Here is a 16,737-nt window from a genome sequence, read left to right as displayed (position 1 = left end):
TGTAAGCTCTTAGATTCGCTAAAGATTATTGCTTTTGTCGAGCAATTTTCTCCATTCTTCCATGTAATTGTGACGCTTTAACTACGCCTATGAAATTCACTCCCCATATCACCGTTGCCTGTGTGGTGCATCAAGCGAATCGCTTCTTATGTGTACGTGAAATCAGTCGCGGACAAGAGGTAATCAACCAACCGGCCGGCCACCTTGAGCAAGACGAAAGTCTAGTGCAAGCCGCCCTGCGTGAGACCTTAGAAGAAACCGGCTGGCAAGTTACTATTACCCACCTAATTGGGATCTATCTTTACCAAGCAGCTAATGGCGTCACTTATCAGCGAGTCTGTTTTGCGGCCACACCAATAAAGCAAATGGCCGATGCCGAATTATCAGCGGAAATTATTCAGCCCCAATGGCTAACCCGTGAAGAATTACTGGCATTAAAGCCCTTATGGCGTAGCCCACTACTCTTAAGAACCATTGATGATTTTTTAGCCGGCTCGAGGTATCCGCTAGCCTTGTTAAAAGGTATTGTGCATCACACTGACAGCTACTGTGATTGATCCTCGCGCGCACAACGACTAAAATTAGCGCTTGCTTCGCTCACTCTCTGGATTTGGCTATTAACCCACAATATAGCTTCAACAGCGCTAGGAAAGCTTAAGCTGCAATGAAACTCACCTTACCTCTCATCGCTTGCCTAGGTCTAATGCCGTGGCTAACGGCCCATGCCAGTACAATTCAAAAAATTGTGCATGCCGATGGTCGCGTCGAGTTTACCAATGCGCCCAAAAGTTCATCAAAAGCTAGCTCTGGTACCACCACCGTCTATAAATACCGCCACAATGGGGTGGTTGCCTTTAGCGATAATCGGCCGAAAAACACCCAATTTGAAGTGTTACGCTTTGATTGCTACGCCTGTAATGTGAACTCTAGCGTCAACTGGCGTACCACTGCCCTGCACACCCAGCAATATGATCATCACATTCAGCGTTACGCTAAATACTATAATGTTGATCCTGCTTTGGTAAAGGCAGTCATCCATGCTGAGTCGGCTTTTAACCCCAATGCACGCTCACGGGTTGGCGCTCAGGGTTTAATGCAATTAATGCCAGCCACGGCCGCTGAGTTAGGTGTCATTGATGCCTATGATCCCGAGCAAAACATTAAAGGTGGGGTTAAGTATTTAGCGCAAATGCTCAAGCGCTTTAATAATGACACCCGCTTAGCCACGGCGGCCTATAACGCAGGGCCCGGCGCAGTCATGCGCTATAACGGAATTCCGGCTTACGCTGAGACCCAAGCCTATGTCAATCGGGTCGGAATTCTCATGGATCGTTACCGTTAATCCTGCGACTAATCCGCCTTAAGCTAAAGCGTCGGTGTTTTTTCGCTTGAGCTCTGTCAAAATAGCCCCATCTAGTTAACTAACATCTATTAGTAAAGGTTTCTTCATGCGTAAATATTCTTCATCTACTTTAAAGCTTTCTATTCTTGCCGCCTCACTGTCGATTTTGGCTGGTTGCGGCAATGACGATAACTTCGATCAACAATACATCGCCGAACCCTTAGCCACCACCGAAGAGCAAGAAGAACTCCGCGCCTACTTAGCCGAAGCGCAGGCTAAAGACCCTAGCATTGTTGATGCGTACTTCACCGAAGATGAAAGTGGCAACCGTGTGGTTGAGCTGATCCGTGAAAACCCGAACGCCACCAGTGACTCTGATCGTTTTATCAGTACTATGCTCGCTGCAGGTACCGGGGTGCTGTTAGGTAGTTTAATTGCCAACGCCATGAGCGGTATGGGCAAATCCAAAACCACTTCAGCTGCCGGTTATCAACAAAGCCGCAGCCGCGCACAATCCATGGCCAGCGGTGCTAATCGCGCCTCTTCAGTGTCTTCATCCAACCGTGCTACCGGCAGTAAAGCCAGCACCAACCAACGGGCCTTTAATAAATCTAATTCTGGTCGCTCTACCTCACGCTCTGCGTTTGGGGGCTAAACTATGGGCGCCATTATTCGTAACATTGGCTCGGCACTCTCGGATTCAGAGATTGAGCAAATACTTGCAGACTACTTTGAGCATGAGATTCCCTACACCATTGCGACCTGTACTGATGAGTCGTTACAAGAGTACCGCACTGACTTAGTACGCTCACTGCAAAATACCCTAGAAGTCGACCTCAACGCCGCCCAGTCGTTTGAAGCGCAAATGGACGAAGTGTGCCAGGTGTTTGAAACGGCCCTGACTAAACTGTTTAGTTTGCCCAATGAGCAGATTAAGCAATGGATGCTGGGCCCTACCCTCAGCAAGCATCCTTACTTTATCGACTATGCCCGCGCCACCTGGCAAGAGCGCCAGCCTGCGGTATCAGGGCGCTTTGATATGATGGTTAATGCTGAAGGTCAGCTGCAAGTCATCGAGTTTAATGGCGACACCCCTTCGATGTACGCCGACTCCCTGTACTTTACCAATGCCGTCGGTGAGCTGTTAGAGCGCGATACCTTTAATAGCCACTGGGAAGAGTCACAAGCGGTGGTAAATGAGGGCTTTCGCCAAGCCAGAACCGTTGCCGCATTAGGCGAGAATTTAGATATTGTTTCTGAAGATACCGCCACCATTGAATACATGGCCAGCCTGCTCTCAAAAGAGGGAGAGCGCAAAACCTTTATTTTAAATAAAGATCAGCTGGACTTTGAGTTGCTCGACAACAGTTTTAATATCACCGATGAGCATGGCACACGCTATAACCTAGATTTAATCTATGCGCTGATTCCTTGGGAAGAGTTACTCGAATCAGGCCATTCATCGATCTTTACTGGATGGGAATACTGGTATCAAAAAGTGCGCTTTGTCGAGCCGGCCTGGCGCTGGTTTATGTCAAATAAAGGCTTTCTGGCGTTTGTTACCGATCTTATTGAACACAATGAACTCAGTGTCAGCGACAACTTTGCCTTAGTACCGACGTACCTTGACCCTAGCCGCTTAGCAGGCAAGCGTTACATTGCTAAAGATGCGTTGGGACGTGGTGGCGATGGGATTCAGGTAATCGATGCAAATCAGCAGCTGCTTTATGATGAAACCGAATACTATGGCGGTGCGCCGGTGTATCAAGCGTATCTTGAGCACTATCCGCTAGATCAGTATTCAAATCTGATTGCCTGTATGTGGGTCAGTAGCTACAAAGAACAGAATAAGTTTCATATGAGCCCATCTACCTTGGCTTTTAGGATTATGCCTAAATCTGAGTTAGTCACCCGAACCGGCTATGAACTATTTGCCCCCCATGTGCTAAGCGAAGCTTAACATGCGCCATGGATGTTCAACTAAAGCCCACTTTGTGGGCTTTATGCTCTCTGGCGGTGTTTGGAGTTAACTGTGTCTGCTTTGTATCTGCGTCTTGCTTTACCTTCACCGTTGCGACGGCTCTTTGATTACTTACCGGGTAATGCCGTAGATCCCATGCAGTTACAACCGGGCATTAGAATCAAGGTTCCCTTTGCTAACCGCGAGCTGATTGGCATTTTGGTTGAAGTGGTTAGCCACAGCGAAGTGCCGCAAAATAAACTAAAACCGATTGTGGCTGTGCTCGATCAAACGCCGCTTATTCCCAAAAGCTTATTTAGCCTCTGCCAATGGAGCGCCAAGTATTATCACCACAGCCTCGGTGATACCTTTAACTGGGCGTTGCCGGTGTTACTGCGCCAAGGCGAAGCCGCCAGCAAAAAACCTAGTCTCTTCTGGCACGCCCTCCCCGAGGCCCAGGTTACCGATCCTGCCATTGCTAAAGCGCCCAAACAGCAGCACGCCCTTGCCACCCTATTGCAGCACTCCCAAGGTCTTGCCCATACGCAACTGGGGCAATTTGGGTTAAGCAAAGACTTGCTCGATAAACTGGCCAGCAAACAGCTTGCCGTCTGCCGCGAGCAGGTATTTAACCTAGCGCAAAAGCCCCGTCCAACGCTTGCCCAACCAGAGTTAACGCTCAATGGGCAGCAACAAGCTGCTTTAGCAGCCATTTTAGATAAATTGCAGCAATTTCAGGTGCTCTTATTGGCCGGGGTGACCGGAAGCGGCAAAACCGAAGTTTATCTACAAGCAATTAAACATTGCTTGGCCCAAGGCCAGCAAGTGCTGGTGTTAATTCCAGAAATTAACTTAGGCCCACAAACCATTCAGCGTTTTAGCCAACGCTTTAAGGCCAAGGTTGCTCTGCTTAATTCTGAAGTGAATGATCGCCAGCGTTTAGACGGTTGGATCGAAGCGAACAGCGGTGAGGCGGATATTGTTATTGGTACCCGCTCGGCGCTTTTTACTCCCATGCCCAAATTAGGCCTGATTATTATTGATGAAGAGCACGACAGCTCCTATAAGCAGCAAGAAGGCTTGCGCTATCACGCCCGTGATGTAGCGATTGTGCGGGCCATGCAAGCGAAGATTCCAATTGTTTTAGGCTCGGCGACCCCATCCCTAGAAAGCCTCTACAATGCCGAGCAAGGCCGCTATACCCTGCTCCGACTAACGCAACGCGCTGGCCAAGCGGCTGAGCCTAGTTTTATTCGATTAGATATTAAACACTTGCCACTGGATGCGGGTATTTCCCAAGCGCTGCAAAAAGAGATGCGCCAGACTTTGGCTGCAGGCCAACAGGTGCTGGTGTTTTTAAACCGCCGTGGCTTTGCTCCAGTCTTGATGTGCCACGACTGCGGTTGGATTAGCCACTGCCACGCCTGCGATGCTCGCTTAACCTTGCATCAACGCTATAACGAATTACGCTGCCACCACTGCGGCCATATCGAGCCACGTCCACACCATTGCCCTAAGTGTCAGCATCTGGACTTACGCCCCATTGGCAGCGGCACCGAGCGCACCGAAGAACGCTTAGCCATTATGTTTCCGGATACTCCGGTGTTACGCATTGATCGAGACAGCACCGCACGTAAGGGCGCCCTGCAAGGCATGCTTGAAATTATTAACCAAGGCCAACCCTGTATTTTGCTAGGCACCCAAATGCTGGCTAAAGGCCATCACTTTCCGAAAGTGACCTTGGTGGCCATTTTGAATGCCGATGGTGGATTATTTTCTGCCGATTTTCGCGCCAGTGAATACATGGCGCAACAGATTCTGCAAGTTGCAGGACGCGCCGGACGCGCGGCTGAACCGGGCCGTGTGATTATCCAAAGCCACCTTGCCGATCATCCGCTATTGGTGCAACTCACCGAGCAAGGTTACTTTGCCTTTGCCAAGCAAGCCCTAGAAGAACGTCGCCACGCCCTGATGCCGCCATTTAGTCATCTGGTGTTACTGCGCGCAGAATCAGTGAAGCCAGAGCAAGGGCATTTATTTCTTGAGCGGGCCCATGCCTTGGCTGAACAGCTGCAGCTGAGCCTAGACTGCCCTGAAGTTGAATTGCTAGGCCCAGTACCTGCCCCCATGGAGCGCCGCCAAGGCCGCCATCGCGCACAGTTGCTACTGCTCAGTACCCAGCGCACCCAATTGCACCGTTTAGTGAACGCCTTAGTGCATAATTTAGAGCCTTTACCCAGTGCCCGAAGCGTACGCTGGTCTGTTGATGTTGACCCAATCGAGCTGTTTTAATTAATCCGACTTGAAGAGCAAGGGCAAAGCCACCGATAATAGCCCGTTTTTAGCATCGTGCGTCATCGACTATTTAGAGCCTATTTATGAAAAACCACATCCGTCATCTCGTTCAACACGCCCTTAATCAACTGACTGAGCAAGGAGTTTTACCGAAGGAGCTGACTCCCAATATTCAAGTAGAAAACACCCGCGATAAAGCGCACGGTGATTTTGCTTGTAATATTGCGATGATGTTGGCGAAGCCGGCGCAAATGAAACCCCGCGATCTGGCCGAAAAAATTATTCAAGCTCTACCCCAAGATCCACAAATTAGCCAAGTGCAAATTGCCGGACCTGGCTTTTTAAACTTTTTTCAAAATAGCCAAGCCTTAGCCGAGCGCCTTGATGCCGCCTTAGCCGATGAGCACCTAGGCATTGCTAAAAAATCACCGGCGGAAACGGTGGTGATTGACCTTTCCTCACCCAACTTAGCCAAAGAAATGCACGTCGGCCACCTACGCTCAACTATTATTGGTGATGCGGTAGCCCGGGTTTTAGAGTTTTTAGGCGATCACGTCATTCGCCAAAACCACGTCGGCGACTGGGGCACTCAATTTGGGATGTTGCTGGCTTATATGCAAGAGCAAGGTGCTGATAGCCAAGCTGAGTTAGCTGACCTTGAAGAGTTTTACCGTGCAGCGAAACAACGCTTTGATGAGTCACCTGAGTTTGCCAACCGTGCCCGTCAACTTGTAGTTGCGCTGCAAGCTGGGGATGAGGATTGCCTGCGCCTATGGCAGCGCTTTAATGAGGTCTCACTCAATCACTGCCAAGCCGTTTATGATCGCTTAGACGTTAAGCTGAGCATGGACGATGTAAAGGGTGAAAGCTTTTATAACCCTGATTTAGCCACTATTGTACAAGAGCTAAAAAATCAAGGCTTACTCACCGAAGATGCCGGTGCCCAGTGCGTGTTTATGGATGAGTTTAAAAACGCCGACAACGATCCCTTACCGATCATTGTGCAAAAAGCCGATGGTGGCTATCTGTATTCCACCACTGACCTTGCGGCAATGCGCTACCGCAATAATCAACTGCAGGCCGATCGAGTACTGTATTTTGTTGACCAACGCCAAGCACTGCACTTTCAAATGGTCTTTAGCCTAGCCCGCTTAGCGGGCTTTGTACGCCCAGCGATGCAATTAGAGCACATGGGCTTTGGCACCATGAACGGGGCTGATGGCCGTCCGTTTAAAACCCGTGATGGCGGCACCGTTAAGCTCATTGACTTATTAGATGAAGCCGAGCAGCGCGCCTATCAATTAGTTAAACAAAAGAACCCCGAACTCAATGAAGATGAGCTGCAACAAGTGGCTCACGCGGTGGGAATTGGCGCAGTCAAATATGCTGACCTCAGCAAACACCGCAGCAGCGACTACAGCTTTAACTTTGAGCAAATGCTGAGCTTTGAAGGAAATACCGCACCTTATTTACTCTACGCTTACACTCGGGTTGCCAGTGTGTTTCGTAAAGCCGGTTTAACTATGGATGCAGCCCTGCCTGGCAGCATGCAATTAGCAGCTGAGCAGGAACTAAGTTTGGCCAGCAGTCTGGCGCGTTTTGCCGAGGTACTGCAGCAAGTTGCCGATAAAGGCACTCCTCATACCTTGTGCACCTACCTGTACGATTTAGCTGGACAATTCTCAAGTTTCTACGAAAATTGTCCCATCTTAACCGCCGAGCAAGAAAGTACTCAGCACAGTCGTCTACGACTAGCGGCCTTAACCGGACGTACTTTAAAACAAGGACTTGAATTACTCGGTTTAAATACTTTGGAGCGTATGTAAGCAATGGCTGCCCGTAAAAAAACTACCGCCCGCAGAGGAGCCAGTCGCTCTGCGGCCACCCCGGTGAAAAAACCTGTGTCGCCGATTATTTGGATTGCCTTAGGCGGCATGATTATGTTTTTGATCAACTTGCTGAGCAATCTTAAACCGGGTGATGAGGCAATTCAGCGCCCAACGGATGAAACCGCAGGCACAACTCAACCTGCTACGCCCAAAACAGATGCTCCGAGCCCAGACACAACCAAGCCTAAGTTTGAGTTTTATACGTTGCTGTCTGAGTCAGAAGTGATTGTGCCGGCCGAAGCCTTACCAGAAAAAGCACCACCGGCGCCGACTAAAGCGGAAGAAGCCGCCAAGCAAGAGCAAGCCCGTGAAGAGGCACGCAAAGCCGATGCTGCAAGAGCCTTGGCGATTTTAGAGGGTAAAACTCCACCGCCACCACCGGCCAAACCTAAGCCAGAACCGACCACGCTGTACTACTTACAAGCAGGCTCCTTCCCTACCCGCGATAAAGCCGATAGTGTTCGCGCACAAATTCTAATGACCGGCCAAAGTGTGCGCATTGAACAAGGGGTCGTTGCCGATAAAACTTGGCACCGTGTGTTAGTTGGTCCTTACGCCAGCCAAGATCAAGTGAAAGCAGCACAAAAAACCTTATCTGCCAGTGGTTTTAATAGCTTACTGTTACAGCAGCGCAAAGGGGGCTAGCCCTCACCAAGCCCGCCTCACCGCGGGCTTTTTTATTTACCTGCCGCACTCAACCCACTGCCCCTAGTTGCTGGCGGCTTACTTAAGGATCTTTAGCATGGAAAAAGTGGTCATTTTGGTGGATGTGCAAAATATCTACTACACCACCCGCCAAGCCTATCAAGCCAGTTTTGATTACAACCAGTTTTGGCAACAGGTAACGGCTAATCGCCAAGTGGTTAAAGCCATTGCCTATGCCACCGAACGCGGCAATGAAAAACAGCGGCAGTTTCAAAATATTTTGCGGGCCATTGGTTTTGAGGTAAAACTCAAACCCTTTGTTAAACGCGCCGATGGCAGCGCTAAAGCCGACTGGGATGTGGGCATCACCTTAGATGCGCTAGAGTACGCGCCCTTAGCTGACACTCTGGTATTGGCTTCCGGCGATGGCGATTTTGATTTACTGCTAGAAAAACTCAAACAACGCCACCAAACCCAGACCGTGGTTTATGGTGTGCCGCCGCTGACCGCATTATCCTTAGTGCGTGCTGCCGATAGTTTTATTGCGATTGATCAGTCGTTATTACTGCCCCGTTAATCCAGCTCGACAAATTCTAGGCATAAAAAATGGCAGCTTATGGGCTGCCATTTTTTACTTAGCGAACTATTACAAGTTAGGTGTCCAGGTTAAACCTAAGCGAATGGTAAAGGGATCTTCGCGGTAGCCATAGTTACTACCTTGATAGCTATACTGAGCACGGGTATAACCTTTATCAAAGATATTGCCTAAACGCAGATCAAAACCCAGCTCATCATTGGCTTGCCAGCTGCCCCGCAAATCTAGCGTACCGTAACCTGCAATATTATCTTTAGTGTATGAGTCCGTACTATTACTTGCTAGTTTCCAAGTAGCACCCACGCCAAAAGCACCTAACTGTTTATCTAAATCATAACTCAGCGTACGCTTAGCAAGACGACCTAGCTGCTTACCTGATTTACGATCACGGGGGTCAATAATGCTGATATTTAATGAGCCATCTAAATCATAAATTTTATGCAGCAAAGACGCTTCAAAGCCATTGATGCGGGCTTTATCAACGTTTTCCATTTTAGAGTTAGGGTAAACACCCACACTTGCAATCATGTCTTTAATATTTATACGGTACAGTGAAGCCTCTAAACGTAGATTTTCTGCCAACTGGCTATGTAGCTGCAGCTCATAACCTTTCGATTTTTCTGCTTTTAAATCTGGGTTACTCCCCCAGCCTACAGGACCATATAGATTATTAAAGGTAGGTGCTCTAAAGCCTTCAGCATACGACAGCGTTATAGAATGATCCTGATTGAAAGGCAAAGTAAAAGCAGCATCCCAAGTATTTTTATTGCCAAATTGCTGGTTTTTATCGTGACGTAAACCTAGCTCGGTACTGAATAGCTCACCTCGGAAATTGTGCTGTATAAAGGCAGCCTGATTCCAGCGCGAGGTTTTAGTAAAGTCCCCTGTACTCCGTAACTTATCTTTGAGGTAATCAGCTCCAAATAATAAGCTGTGCTGTTCTGTCAACGTCAATGTATTTAACCAGGTAGCAGAGTCTCGGTACGTATTAAAGTCATCCTCGCCTGCAAACAACTTATCGTAGTTACTAGACTTATCTTCACTGTGACCCAAGGTTAGCTTTGTATTCCACTGATCAGTAGCTTGCACATCAAGATAAGTCGAGACTGAACTCACTGTAAACTTGTCATACGGCTCAGATGAATCCATATACGTACTGTCATACTCTGCCTTACCCCGCTGCTCTAAGAAGTTAACCCCAGCTTTCACCCGATCAGTAAAGGCATGGGCCAAGCTAAAGCTAAAGGCTTTGTTACGGTACGCATCATGATCAGCATCAGAATCAAATGACTTATGAGTACGATCAAAACCACTCATCTCATCTAAGCTAGCACTTAGGTTAAAGGTCGTTTGTTGGTCGCCGCCGGATAAGCCCAAGCTTCGCTCCCACAACCCTTTATTACCGGCTGCTACCCGTACTCGGCCTTGTAGCCCTTCGCTACCACGGCGGGTAAAGATTTGAATCACCCCACCAATTGCGTCTGAACCATACACTGCCGAGCGAGCACCGCGCAGTACCTCGATGCGCTCAATTTGTTCAAGGTTAAGGTGCTGCAAACTTGCGCCACCTGCCGAGGCTGAGCCTACCCGCACCCCGTCCACTAACACTAAACTTTGGGCGTTACTGGTGCCTCGAATCATAATATTGGTCGAACTTCCCCGACCACCGCTTTGCTGCACCTGCACCCCAGGCACTCGGCTTAGTAAATCTGCGACGTTAACCGGCTGTAGGCGTTCGATATCATCGCGGGTAAATACGGTGACGGCAGCGGTGGTTTCTTTACTGTCTTGAGCCGTGCGGCTAGCAGTAACCACAGTGTTGGGGAGTTTAAGCGCCTGCTCATAATCCAGCGAAGATTCGGCAGCAGCAACTAAAGGTAAGGCGGCAATGGCAAGTGCCAAGCGAGAGCGTTTCATGTAACAGGTCCTCAAAAGTGACTTTTTGAGGAGGGCAAAAAAACACAAATAGCCAGGCCAGGCCCAGCTACTTATGACGATGTCGCCCTCCGCAACATCTATCAACGGCTACAAGGCAGGTCTCCGGGCTATAACAGGCGGTGTCCTCCCTTCCCAGCTATGCATCAGCCAGTGGTTTTGAGGCGCCTTAGAGTTATTTACCGTTGCGGGGGCAGCGTGAGTTTGGGCTTCACTTCCCTTTTAAGAAGATCGCAACGAGTCGATCTTCACCTTGTAAACAAAAATTCTGCGCGCACGATAAGCCGCGGCCGACTGAAGGTCAAGAATGCTGATGATTTTTTAGCCACTCCGGCTCTGTTTTTGCTTAATTAATAACCCTTTATGCTAAAGGCCTAGCATCTTTAATATATGAAATCTATCATTTTTTGAATTAAAAATAGATTTTTGCTATAATGGCGGCTTCATCTGAGTCTTCACTGGAGGGATCGTCATGAGCAACACTCGTGGAAATGCTAAAACGAAGTCTGAAGAAGTTGAAGTAAGTAGCGATGATTTAGCCAAGAAAATGGCAGCCTTTTTAAAGAAAGGCGGCAAAGTTGAAAAAGTACCTACCGGAAAAAGCGGCCAGCAAAATATCAGCTATTTTCGTCGTTCTACTGCAGCCAACCGCAAGCCACCAAGCAAACCCAGCAAGTAGCCCACAACACTTTAAGTCAGTGTTTATCACTGCACACTAAGTATTTAAACTAAAACGCGTGCCCACCCTTTTTTAAAAGGCAGTGCACGCGTTTTTATTGCTGAGGGTTAAATCGGCTACATGACGCAACTAATCACTAAAAAAAATAAAGCGGCCACTTCAATAATTTCAATTTGCGCTCCTACTACATCTCCAGTAATACCGCCCAACGCCTTTACCATCGCCGTTCGCCAGGCAAATAATACCGCTAATCCCACTAGGGTAATACCTAAGGTAGTAGGCCCTAAAAACCACGCCATCAGCAAAAACTGCAGGGCAAAAAACAGCACGCGTTTAATCGTTAGTTGAAAACTGGCCAGCGCTGCGCCTAACCCTTGGGGGCGAATGTAATTGGTACTCACAAACAATAACGCCACCATTAAACGCGCAATCCAAGGCACTAAAATCAACCATTGATAGGCCTGACGCTCGAGCAAATAAATTAAGCAAACGTATTTAAGTAGCAACAATAAAAATACCCCCACCACTGCCATCGGGCCGCAGTTTGGGTCTTTCATTAATTCTAAAGTACGCTCACGTACCCCATACCCGCCTACCCAAGCATCTACCGTGTCGGCAAAACCATCTAGGTGCAAGGCTCCGGTTAATACAATCCACAGGGTCAACACTAAAGCGGCGGTAATATATCCCGGCAGTGCGGCTAACAAATAGCCAGTGATGGCCATTAAGCCGCCAATTAGCACGCCAATCACTGAGTACCAAACCAGCGAGTTAGCAATTTCTTGATCGGTTGGCATCCGCGATAACTGCACTGGAAAGCGGGTTAAAAACTGCAGCGCAATTTTAAATCTAAACATGTTCCGCTCCATCTAACGAATGCCTGTAATCAATCGTAAATAAGCTGCCATGGGGCACCTCAATTTGCAGCAAGTGGCTAAGTGGTAAGCCACGGGCTTTTAGTAATAAATAGCGCATCACGCCACCATGGCTAATCAACAACACATGTTTGCCCTTACAAGCTGCTTGTAATTGGGCTAAAGCAGCTTCTATACGCTGGATAAATGCAGTTAACGGCTCTGCATTAGGCGGCGTAAAGTGCAGTGGGTCCTGCCAAAACTGGGTCAAATCAGCTTCTGCTGTTTGTATTAACTCAGCTGCAGTTTTACCTTCCCAGTCACCAAAGTGCAGCTCTTGCCAGTTAGCATCTAGCGTTAAGGGCAGCAGTTGCTGGGAGGCTAGCTCTTCAGCAAATAAGCGGCAGCGCTGCAAAGGTGAACTGACCAACTGCTCAATACCGCTTAATCCCTGTACGCCCTGCCACATTTGCTGCCAACCTTGGGCCGTCAGCGGATCATCTAAACTGCCGCGAAAGGCGCCACTTAGCTCGGTAGCGCCATGCCTTAAGAGACTGAGTTGCATACTGCACCATCGCTTGCGGCTAATTGCTGATCAACCGCCGCCTGACTAAAAGTGGCCATCTCACCGTGGAGCAAGCAAGCAGTTCGTAATAAACCTAACGCCACAGCGGCGCCACTAGCCTCTCCCAAACGCATGCCTAGCTGCAGCAAAGGTTTAGCCTGTAATGCCTGCAAGACCAATTGATGCCCGGGCTCAGCACTCTGATGGCTAAAGAGCATCCACTCTCTAGCCGCCGGACTAATACGTACCGCGTACAGCGCGGCAACACTGCTGATAAATCCATCAACTAACGCACTGATCCCCAGCTCAGCGCAGGCCAGATAAGCGCCAGTCATCGCCGCAATTTCAAAACCACCAACTTGGGTAAGCCAATATTCCGCCTGCTCTGCAGCGCTGCTGGGCCGCTGTGAAATCGCTCGCGCAATGGCTTGCTCAATAACCCCTTGTTTATGTTGTACGCCTGCGGCATCTAAGCCGGTGCCGGCTCCAACTAGTTGCACGGCTGGTAAATCTAAAGCCGCAACCGCTAAGGCCGCTGCACTGGTGGTATTACCAATGCCCATTTCCCCAGAAATCAATAAATCAGCCCCACTGGCTTGTGCTCGTAACACTGCTTGTCGACCAATCGTCAGTGCTTGCTGACACTGCGCTGAAGTCATCGCTGCTTGCTGTAATAAGTTGGCCGTACCCTGAGCAATTGGCTGATGCAGCACACCCGATAAAGCCGGCTCTGACTCCACCATACCGCAGTCAATCACTTCTAGCTGTGCTTGCTGCTGACGAGCTAAGACACTAATCGCCGCTCCGCCCTGCACAAAGTTAACTAACATCTGCCGCGTCACACTTTGTGGGTAGGCTGAAATACCTTCAACCACCACCCCATGGTCGGCAGCAAAGATACTAATCCATGGCTGCTTGATTGCCGGCTTGGCCGTATTTTGTTGCTTAGCTAACGTCAGCACTATGGCTTCTAACTGACCTAGAGCACCTTGGGGTTTAGTTAACTGCTGATTATGTGCCTTAGCTGCCGCCTCAGCCGCCACTGATAGCGGTTGAGGACGATAACTAGCTAAAAATTCGTTGATAAAAAACTGCTGACTCACCACGCTGCTCCTTTTAAGACATGGGGCAGCCCTGCCACGGTAAAGATCACCCGCTGACTTAACTGAGCTAAGCGCTGATGCATCCAACCGGCTTGATCTACATAACGCCGTGATAACTCTCCTAGCGGCACTATTCCTAATCCTGTCTCGTTACTGACTAAAATTAATTGCCCCGGCAACTCGGCAATGCACTCGTACAATGCCGTTAATTGCTGCTCTAGCAACTGAGGCTCATCACTGAGTAATAAATTGGTTAACCACAGAGTTAAACAATCCACTAACAAACAGCGCTCATCCCTCGCCGCTTGCTGTAGCACTTGCGCCAGCTGAATGGGTTCTTCTATTAATAACCAGTGGGCTGGGCGCTGTTGTTGGTGCTGTAAAATTCTGGCCTGCATTTCTGCATCTTGGGCTTGAGCGGTAGCAATATAAACCACCTCAAGGTCAGTTTCTGTCGCCAGTTGCTCCGCTAAGCGACTTTTACCGGAGCGGGCGCCGCCTAAAATCAATTGACATTGGCTCATAGGTCCGCCGCAGTAAGGTACGCCCGAATACGATAATCCTGGCCGACCGGTGTGATTTCTTGAATAGCTAATGCCACCGCTTGGTCCATCTGTTCAAGCGGTAAGTCAAGCAGGGGCCGCGCCAAACTACCCAGCAGTTTAGGCGCCATATAGACTACTAACTCATCAAGCAATCCTGCCTGTAAGAAAGCTCCCACTAACTTAGGCCCAGCTTCAACCAATACCTCATTGGCTTCTAATTGCCCCAACTTATCAATCAGAGCCACTAAATCTACCTGTTGCCCTAAAGTACCCAATTGCCAATAACTCGCCTGGGCTGGACTACAAGGGATTTGCGTAGAAGCCACCACCGCATGTTCAGCGCTAAAAAATGCCGCATCTAATGGCACCCGCAAACGGCTATCCACCACAATACGTAACGGCGGTTTTAACAGTGCCGCCGCAGTAAGCTCGGACGATAAGCCCAGCTCTTGCTCACGTAACGTTAAGCGGGCTTGGTCGATAATAACCGTATCGGCACCGGTCACCACCGCGCAGCTTCGAGCCCGTAACCGCTGAACATCGGCCCGTGCCGCGGGGCCAGTAATCCACTGACTTTCGCCGCTAGCCATCGCGGTGCGGCCATCTAAACTCATGGCCAGTTTTGCCCTGACCCAAGGCCGACCAGTCTGCATGCGCTTAATAAACCCTACATTTAACGCCGCAGCTTGCGCTTGCAAAACACCCACTTGCGTCTGAATTCCGGCGGCATTAAGCATGGCAATGCCACGCCCGGCGACCTTTGGATTAGGATCTTGCAAAGCAATGATTACTTGACTGACCCCTGCCTCGACCAAAGCTAAGGCGCAAGGTGGCGTGCGCCCGACATGGCTACACGGCTCTAAAGTGACATAGGCCGTTGCGCCTTTTGCTGCAGCGCCAGCTTGGCGTAGCGCATGCACTTCGGCATGGGGCTCGCCTGCCTGTAGATGAAAACCCTCACCAATAATTTGCTGATTTTTCACCAGAACGCAGCCCACCCGGGGATTGGGCGAGGCGCTATATAACCCCTGTGCGGCTAAATCTAATGCCCGCTGCATATAGTGTTGGTGCGTAGTCATGGCTATCACTCGGCTTTAGGCTCATTGGAAATACGTTCAATTTCAGCGCGAAACTCTTTGAGATCCTGAAAGCGGCGATAGACCGAGGCAAAGCGAATATAAGCCACCTCATCGAGCTTATGCAGCTCATTCATCACCAGCTCTCCCACTTTCAGTGACGGCACTTCACGCTCGCCGGTGGCCCGCAGCTTGTGTTTAATCCGAGCAATCGCTTCTTCAAGCTTTTCCACGCTCACCGGACGTTTTTCAAGTGCACGCTGCATTCCAGCCCGCAGCTTGTCTTCATCAAAGGGTTGACGGTGGCCGTCTTGTTTAATTAAGCGTGGTAATACCAGCTCGGCGGTTTCAAAGGTGGTAAAGCGCTCGCCACATTTGACGCACTCACGACGGCGGCGTACCTGATCACCGTTTGCAACTAAACGTGAATCAATGACTTTGGTATCATTGGCACTGCAAAATGGACAAAACATAGCACTCACTTTCGATGAAATAATCAACGCATGTTAGCTCATTCCAACAGTGAACAAAAAGTATCCGCACCGGCTTTATTCACCCCTTATGACTGAATACCTTAATGAACACACCGATTGCCTTAGAAGCCAAACTACAGCAACTAATTAGCCACGCTAGCCTCAACCTAACACCGCTGCCACAAACCTCACTCCAGCTTTGGCTAATTAATCCCGATAACATGCAAGGCCAATTTTCTAGTGAACAAACCCAAAAGGTGCTAGAAGAACCACCTTACTGGTGTTTTTGTTGGGCCAGCGGCCTAGCTCTTGCACAATGGATTTTAGCTAACCCACAGCAGGTGGCGGGTAAAAGTGTGATTGATGTTGGCTGCGGCAGTGGCGTGGTGGCCTTAGCCGCCAAGCGTGCAGGAGCACAGCGCGTAGTCGCCTGTGATCTTGACCCTGTGGCGTTAGCCGCCACCCAAGCCAATGCCAAGGCCAACCAGCTTGAACTAGAGTACAGCACCGATTTATTCAGCCAAACCGAGTGCTACGACTGCCTGTTTGCCGCTGATTTACTTTATGATCCTGATAACCTACCACTACTGAATCAGTTTCCCCGCTTTGCGCGGCAGATTACGATTGCCGACTCACGGCAGCGCAACTTTAGCCATCCGCTGTATCAAACCAGCCAACGTTTAGTTGCAGAAACGCTGCCCGATCTAGCCGAGCCTGAAGAGTTTCGTCAGGTAACCCTGTATCAAAGCGTGGCTCGCTAAATGCTTAGATACAACCAATT

Annotated in this window: 17 protein-coding genes and 1 riboswitch; of the genes, 10 read left to right on the top strand and 7 right to left on the bottom strand. The window is 49.4% G+C overall.

Annotation, left to right across the window (positions count from 1 at the left end; genetic code table 11):
- Positions 1–89: 89 nt before the first annotated feature.
- From AC2T15_RS03060 to AC2T15_RS03025, 8 genes are all read left to right on the top strand, one after another.
- Complete coding sequence (locus tag AC2T15_RS03060) at positions 90–557, top strand: NUDIX hydrolase (protein WP_486778700.1); 468 nt, start codon at positions 90–92, stop codon at positions 555–557.
- 107 nt (positions 558–664) lie between these two features.
- Positions 665–1,342, top strand: coding sequence for a lytic transglycosylase domain-containing protein (locus AC2T15_RS03055; RefSeq protein WP_486778699.1), 678 nt, complete (start codon positions 665–667; stop codon positions 1,340–1,342).
- 106 nt (positions 1,343–1,448) lie between these two features.
- Entirely contained in the window at positions 1,449–1,997 is a 549-nt protein-coding gene (locus AC2T15_RS03050) for a hypothetical protein (protein WP_486778698.1), read from the top strand.
- A gap of 3 nt (positions 1,998–2,000) precedes the next feature.
- Positions 2,001–3,302, top strand: coding sequence for a glutathionylspermidine synthase family protein (locus tag AC2T15_RS03045; RefSeq protein ID WP_486778697.1), 1,302 nt, complete (start codon positions 2,001–2,003; stop codon positions 3,300–3,302).
- Positions 3,303–3,374: 72 nt separating this feature from the next.
- Positions 3,375–5,594, top strand: a complete 2,220-nt coding sequence (locus AC2T15_RS03040; RefSeq protein ID WP_486778696.1) for a primosomal protein N' — start codon at positions 3,375–3,377, stop codon at positions 5,592–5,594.
- Positions 5,595–5,680: 86 nt separating this feature from the next.
- Positions 5,681–7,423: an arginine--tRNA ligase gene (gene argS, locus AC2T15_RS03035; RefSeq protein ID WP_486778695.1), complete on the top strand. Its 1,743-nt coding sequence runs from the start codon at positions 5,681–5,683 to the stop codon at positions 7,421–7,423.
- A gap of 3 nt (positions 7,424–7,426) precedes the next feature.
- Positions 7,427–8,131, top strand: a complete 705-nt coding sequence (locus AC2T15_RS03030; protein WP_486778694.1) for an SPOR domain-containing protein — start codon at positions 7,427–7,429, stop codon at positions 8,129–8,131.
- A 97-nt stretch (positions 8,132–8,228) separates the two neighbouring features.
- Positions 8,229–8,708: a LabA-like NYN domain-containing protein gene (locus tag AC2T15_RS03025; protein ID WP_486778693.1), complete on the top strand. Its 480-nt coding sequence runs from the start codon at positions 8,229–8,231 to the stop codon at positions 8,706–8,708.
- Between the two features lie 69 nt (positions 8,709–8,777).
- Here AC2T15_RS03025 and AC2T15_RS03020 read toward each other — a convergent pair whose 3' ends face one another.
- Positions 8,778–10,643 carry a TonB-dependent receptor domain-containing protein gene (locus tag AC2T15_RS03020; RefSeq protein ID WP_486778692.1) on the bottom strand — a complete coding sequence of 622 codons (1,866 nt, stop codon included), beginning with the start codon at positions 10,641–10,643 and terminating at the stop codon, positions 8,778–8,780.
- 97 nt (positions 10,644–10,740) lie between these two features.
- Positions 10,741–10,932: riboswitch (cobalamin riboswitch) on the bottom strand.
- A gap of 201 nt (positions 10,933–11,133) precedes the next feature.
- Here AC2T15_RS03020 and AC2T15_RS03015 point away from each other — a divergent pair.
- Complete coding sequence (locus AC2T15_RS03015; RefSeq protein WP_053100015.1) at positions 11,134–11,340, top strand: hypothetical protein; 207 nt, start codon at positions 11,134–11,136, stop codon at positions 11,338–11,340.
- 116 nt (positions 11,341–11,456) lie between these two features.
- Here AC2T15_RS03015 and AC2T15_RS03010 read toward each other — a convergent pair whose 3' ends face one another.
- Genes AC2T15_RS03010 through nrdR form a run of 6 tightly spaced genes read right to left on the bottom strand, consistent with a single transcriptional unit; the run spans position 11,457 to position 15,956 of the window.
- Entirely contained in the window at positions 11,457–12,197 is a 741-nt protein-coding gene (locus AC2T15_RS03010) for an adenosylcobinamide-GDP ribazoletransferase (protein ID WP_486778691.1), read from the bottom strand.
- A complete protein-coding gene (locus AC2T15_RS03005) occupies positions 12,190–12,759 on the bottom strand; it encodes a histidine phosphatase family protein (RefSeq protein WP_286592888.1) in 570 nt (189 codons plus the stop codon). Before AC2T15_RS03005 ends, AC2T15_RS03010 begins: the two co-directional genes overlap by 8 nt.
- Positions 12,741–13,844 (bottom strand): nicotinate-nucleotide--dimethylbenzimidazole phosphoribosyltransferase, encoded by a 1,104-nt coding sequence (gene cobT / locus AC2T15_RS03000; protein ID WP_486779004.1) that lies wholly within the window; start codon positions 13,842–13,844, stop codon positions 12,741–12,743. The genes AC2T15_RS03005 and cobT overlap by 19 nt, the downstream gene beginning before the upstream one ends.
- Before the next feature lie 14 nt (positions 13,845–13,858).
- Positions 13,859–14,386, bottom strand: coding sequence for a bifunctional adenosylcobinamide kinase/adenosylcobinamide-phosphate guanylyltransferase (gene cobU, locus AC2T15_RS02995; RefSeq protein WP_053100019.1), 528 nt, complete (start codon positions 14,384–14,386; stop codon positions 13,859–13,861).
- The gene (gene ribD / locus AC2T15_RS02990; protein WP_486778690.1) at positions 14,383–15,486 is read right to left on the bottom strand and encodes a bifunctional diaminohydroxyphosphoribosylaminopyrimidine deaminase/5-amino-6-(5-phosphoribosylamino)uracil reductase RibD; all 1,104 of its coding nucleotides are present in this window, start codon (positions 15,484–15,486) and stop codon (positions 14,383–14,385) included. The genes cobU and ribD overlap by 4 nt, the downstream gene beginning before the upstream one ends.
- A 5-nt stretch (positions 15,487–15,491) precedes the next feature.
- Positions 15,492–15,956 carry a transcriptional regulator NrdR gene (gene nrdR / locus AC2T15_RS02985; RefSeq protein ID WP_053105690.1) on the bottom strand — a complete coding sequence of 155 codons (465 nt, stop codon included), beginning with the start codon at positions 15,954–15,956 and terminating at the stop codon, positions 15,492–15,494.
- A 104-nt stretch (positions 15,957–16,060) separates the two neighbouring features.
- On the opposite strand from nrdR, the gene AC2T15_RS02980 reads away from it, so the two are divergent.
- A complete protein-coding gene (locus AC2T15_RS02980) occupies positions 16,061–16,717 on the top strand; it encodes a class I SAM-dependent methyltransferase (protein WP_486778689.1) in 657 nt (218 codons plus the stop codon).
- Positions 16,718–16,737: the final 20 nt, after the last annotated feature.

The sequence above is a fragment of the Thiopseudomonas sp. SA1F2-1K genome, from assembly GCF_057443035.1.
Note: the sequence above shows the minus strand (reverse complement) of the source record. Positions and strands in the feature narration are given on the sequence as shown.

What these genes read in the sequence shown, in the direction of transcription:
- AC2T15_RS03060 (WP_486778700.1), top strand. Translation starts at nt 90, where the DNA reads ATGAAATTCACTCCCCATATCACCGTTGCCTGTGTGGTGCATCAAGCG.
- AC2T15_RS03055 (WP_486778699.1), top strand. Translation starts at nt 665, where the DNA reads ATGAAACTCACCTTACCTCTCATCGCTTGCCTAGGTCTAATGCCGTGG.
- AC2T15_RS03050 (WP_486778698.1), top strand. Translation starts at nt 1,449, where the DNA reads ATGCGTAAATATTCTTCATCTACTTTAAAGCTTTCTATTCTTGCCGCC.
- AC2T15_RS03045 (WP_486778697.1), top strand. Translation starts at nt 2,001, where the DNA reads ATGGGCGCCATTATTCGTAACATTGGCTCGGCACTCTCGGATTCAGAG.
- argS (WP_486778695.1), top strand. Translation starts at nt 5,681, where the DNA reads ATGAAAAACCACATCCGTCATCTCGTTCAACACGCCCTTAATCAACTG.
- AC2T15_RS03030 (WP_486778694.1), top strand. Translation starts at nt 7,427, where the DNA reads ATGGCTGCCCGTAAAAAAACTACCGCCCGCAGAGGAGCCAGTCGCTCT.
- AC2T15_RS03025 (WP_486778693.1), top strand. Translation starts at nt 8,229, where the DNA reads ATGGAAAAAGTGGTCATTTTGGTGGATGTGCAAAATATCTACTACACC.
- AC2T15_RS03020 (WP_486778692.1), bottom strand. Translation starts at nt 10,643, where the DNA reads ATGAAACGCTCTCGCTTGGCACTTGCCATTGCCGCCTTACCTTTAGTT.
- AC2T15_RS03015 (WP_053100015.1), top strand. Translation starts at nt 11,134, where the DNA reads ATGAGCAACACTCGTGGAAATGCTAAAACGAAGTCTGAAGAAGTTGAA.
- AC2T15_RS03010 (WP_486778691.1), bottom strand. Translation starts at nt 12,197, where the DNA reads ATGTTTAGATTTAAAATTGCGCTGCAGTTTTTAACCCGCTTTCCAGTG.
- AC2T15_RS03005 (WP_286592888.1), bottom strand. Translation starts at nt 12,759, where the DNA reads ATGCAACTCAGTCTCTTAAGGCATGGCGCTACCGAGCTAAGTGGCGCC.
- cobU (WP_053100019.1), bottom strand. Translation starts at nt 14,386, where the DNA reads ATGAGCCAATGTCAATTGATTTTAGGCGGCGCCCGCTCCGGTAAAAGT.
- ribD (WP_486778690.1), bottom strand. Translation starts at nt 15,486, where the DNA reads ATGACTACGCACCAACACTATATGCAGCGGGCATTAGATTTAGCCGCA.
- nrdR (WP_053105690.1), bottom strand. Translation starts at nt 15,956, where the DNA reads ATGTTTTGTCCATTTTGCAGTGCCAATGATACCAAAGTCATTGATTCA.
- AC2T15_RS02980 (WP_486778689.1), top strand. Translation starts at nt 16,061, where the DNA reads ATGAACACACCGATTGCCTTAGAAGCCAAACTACAGCAACTAATTAGC.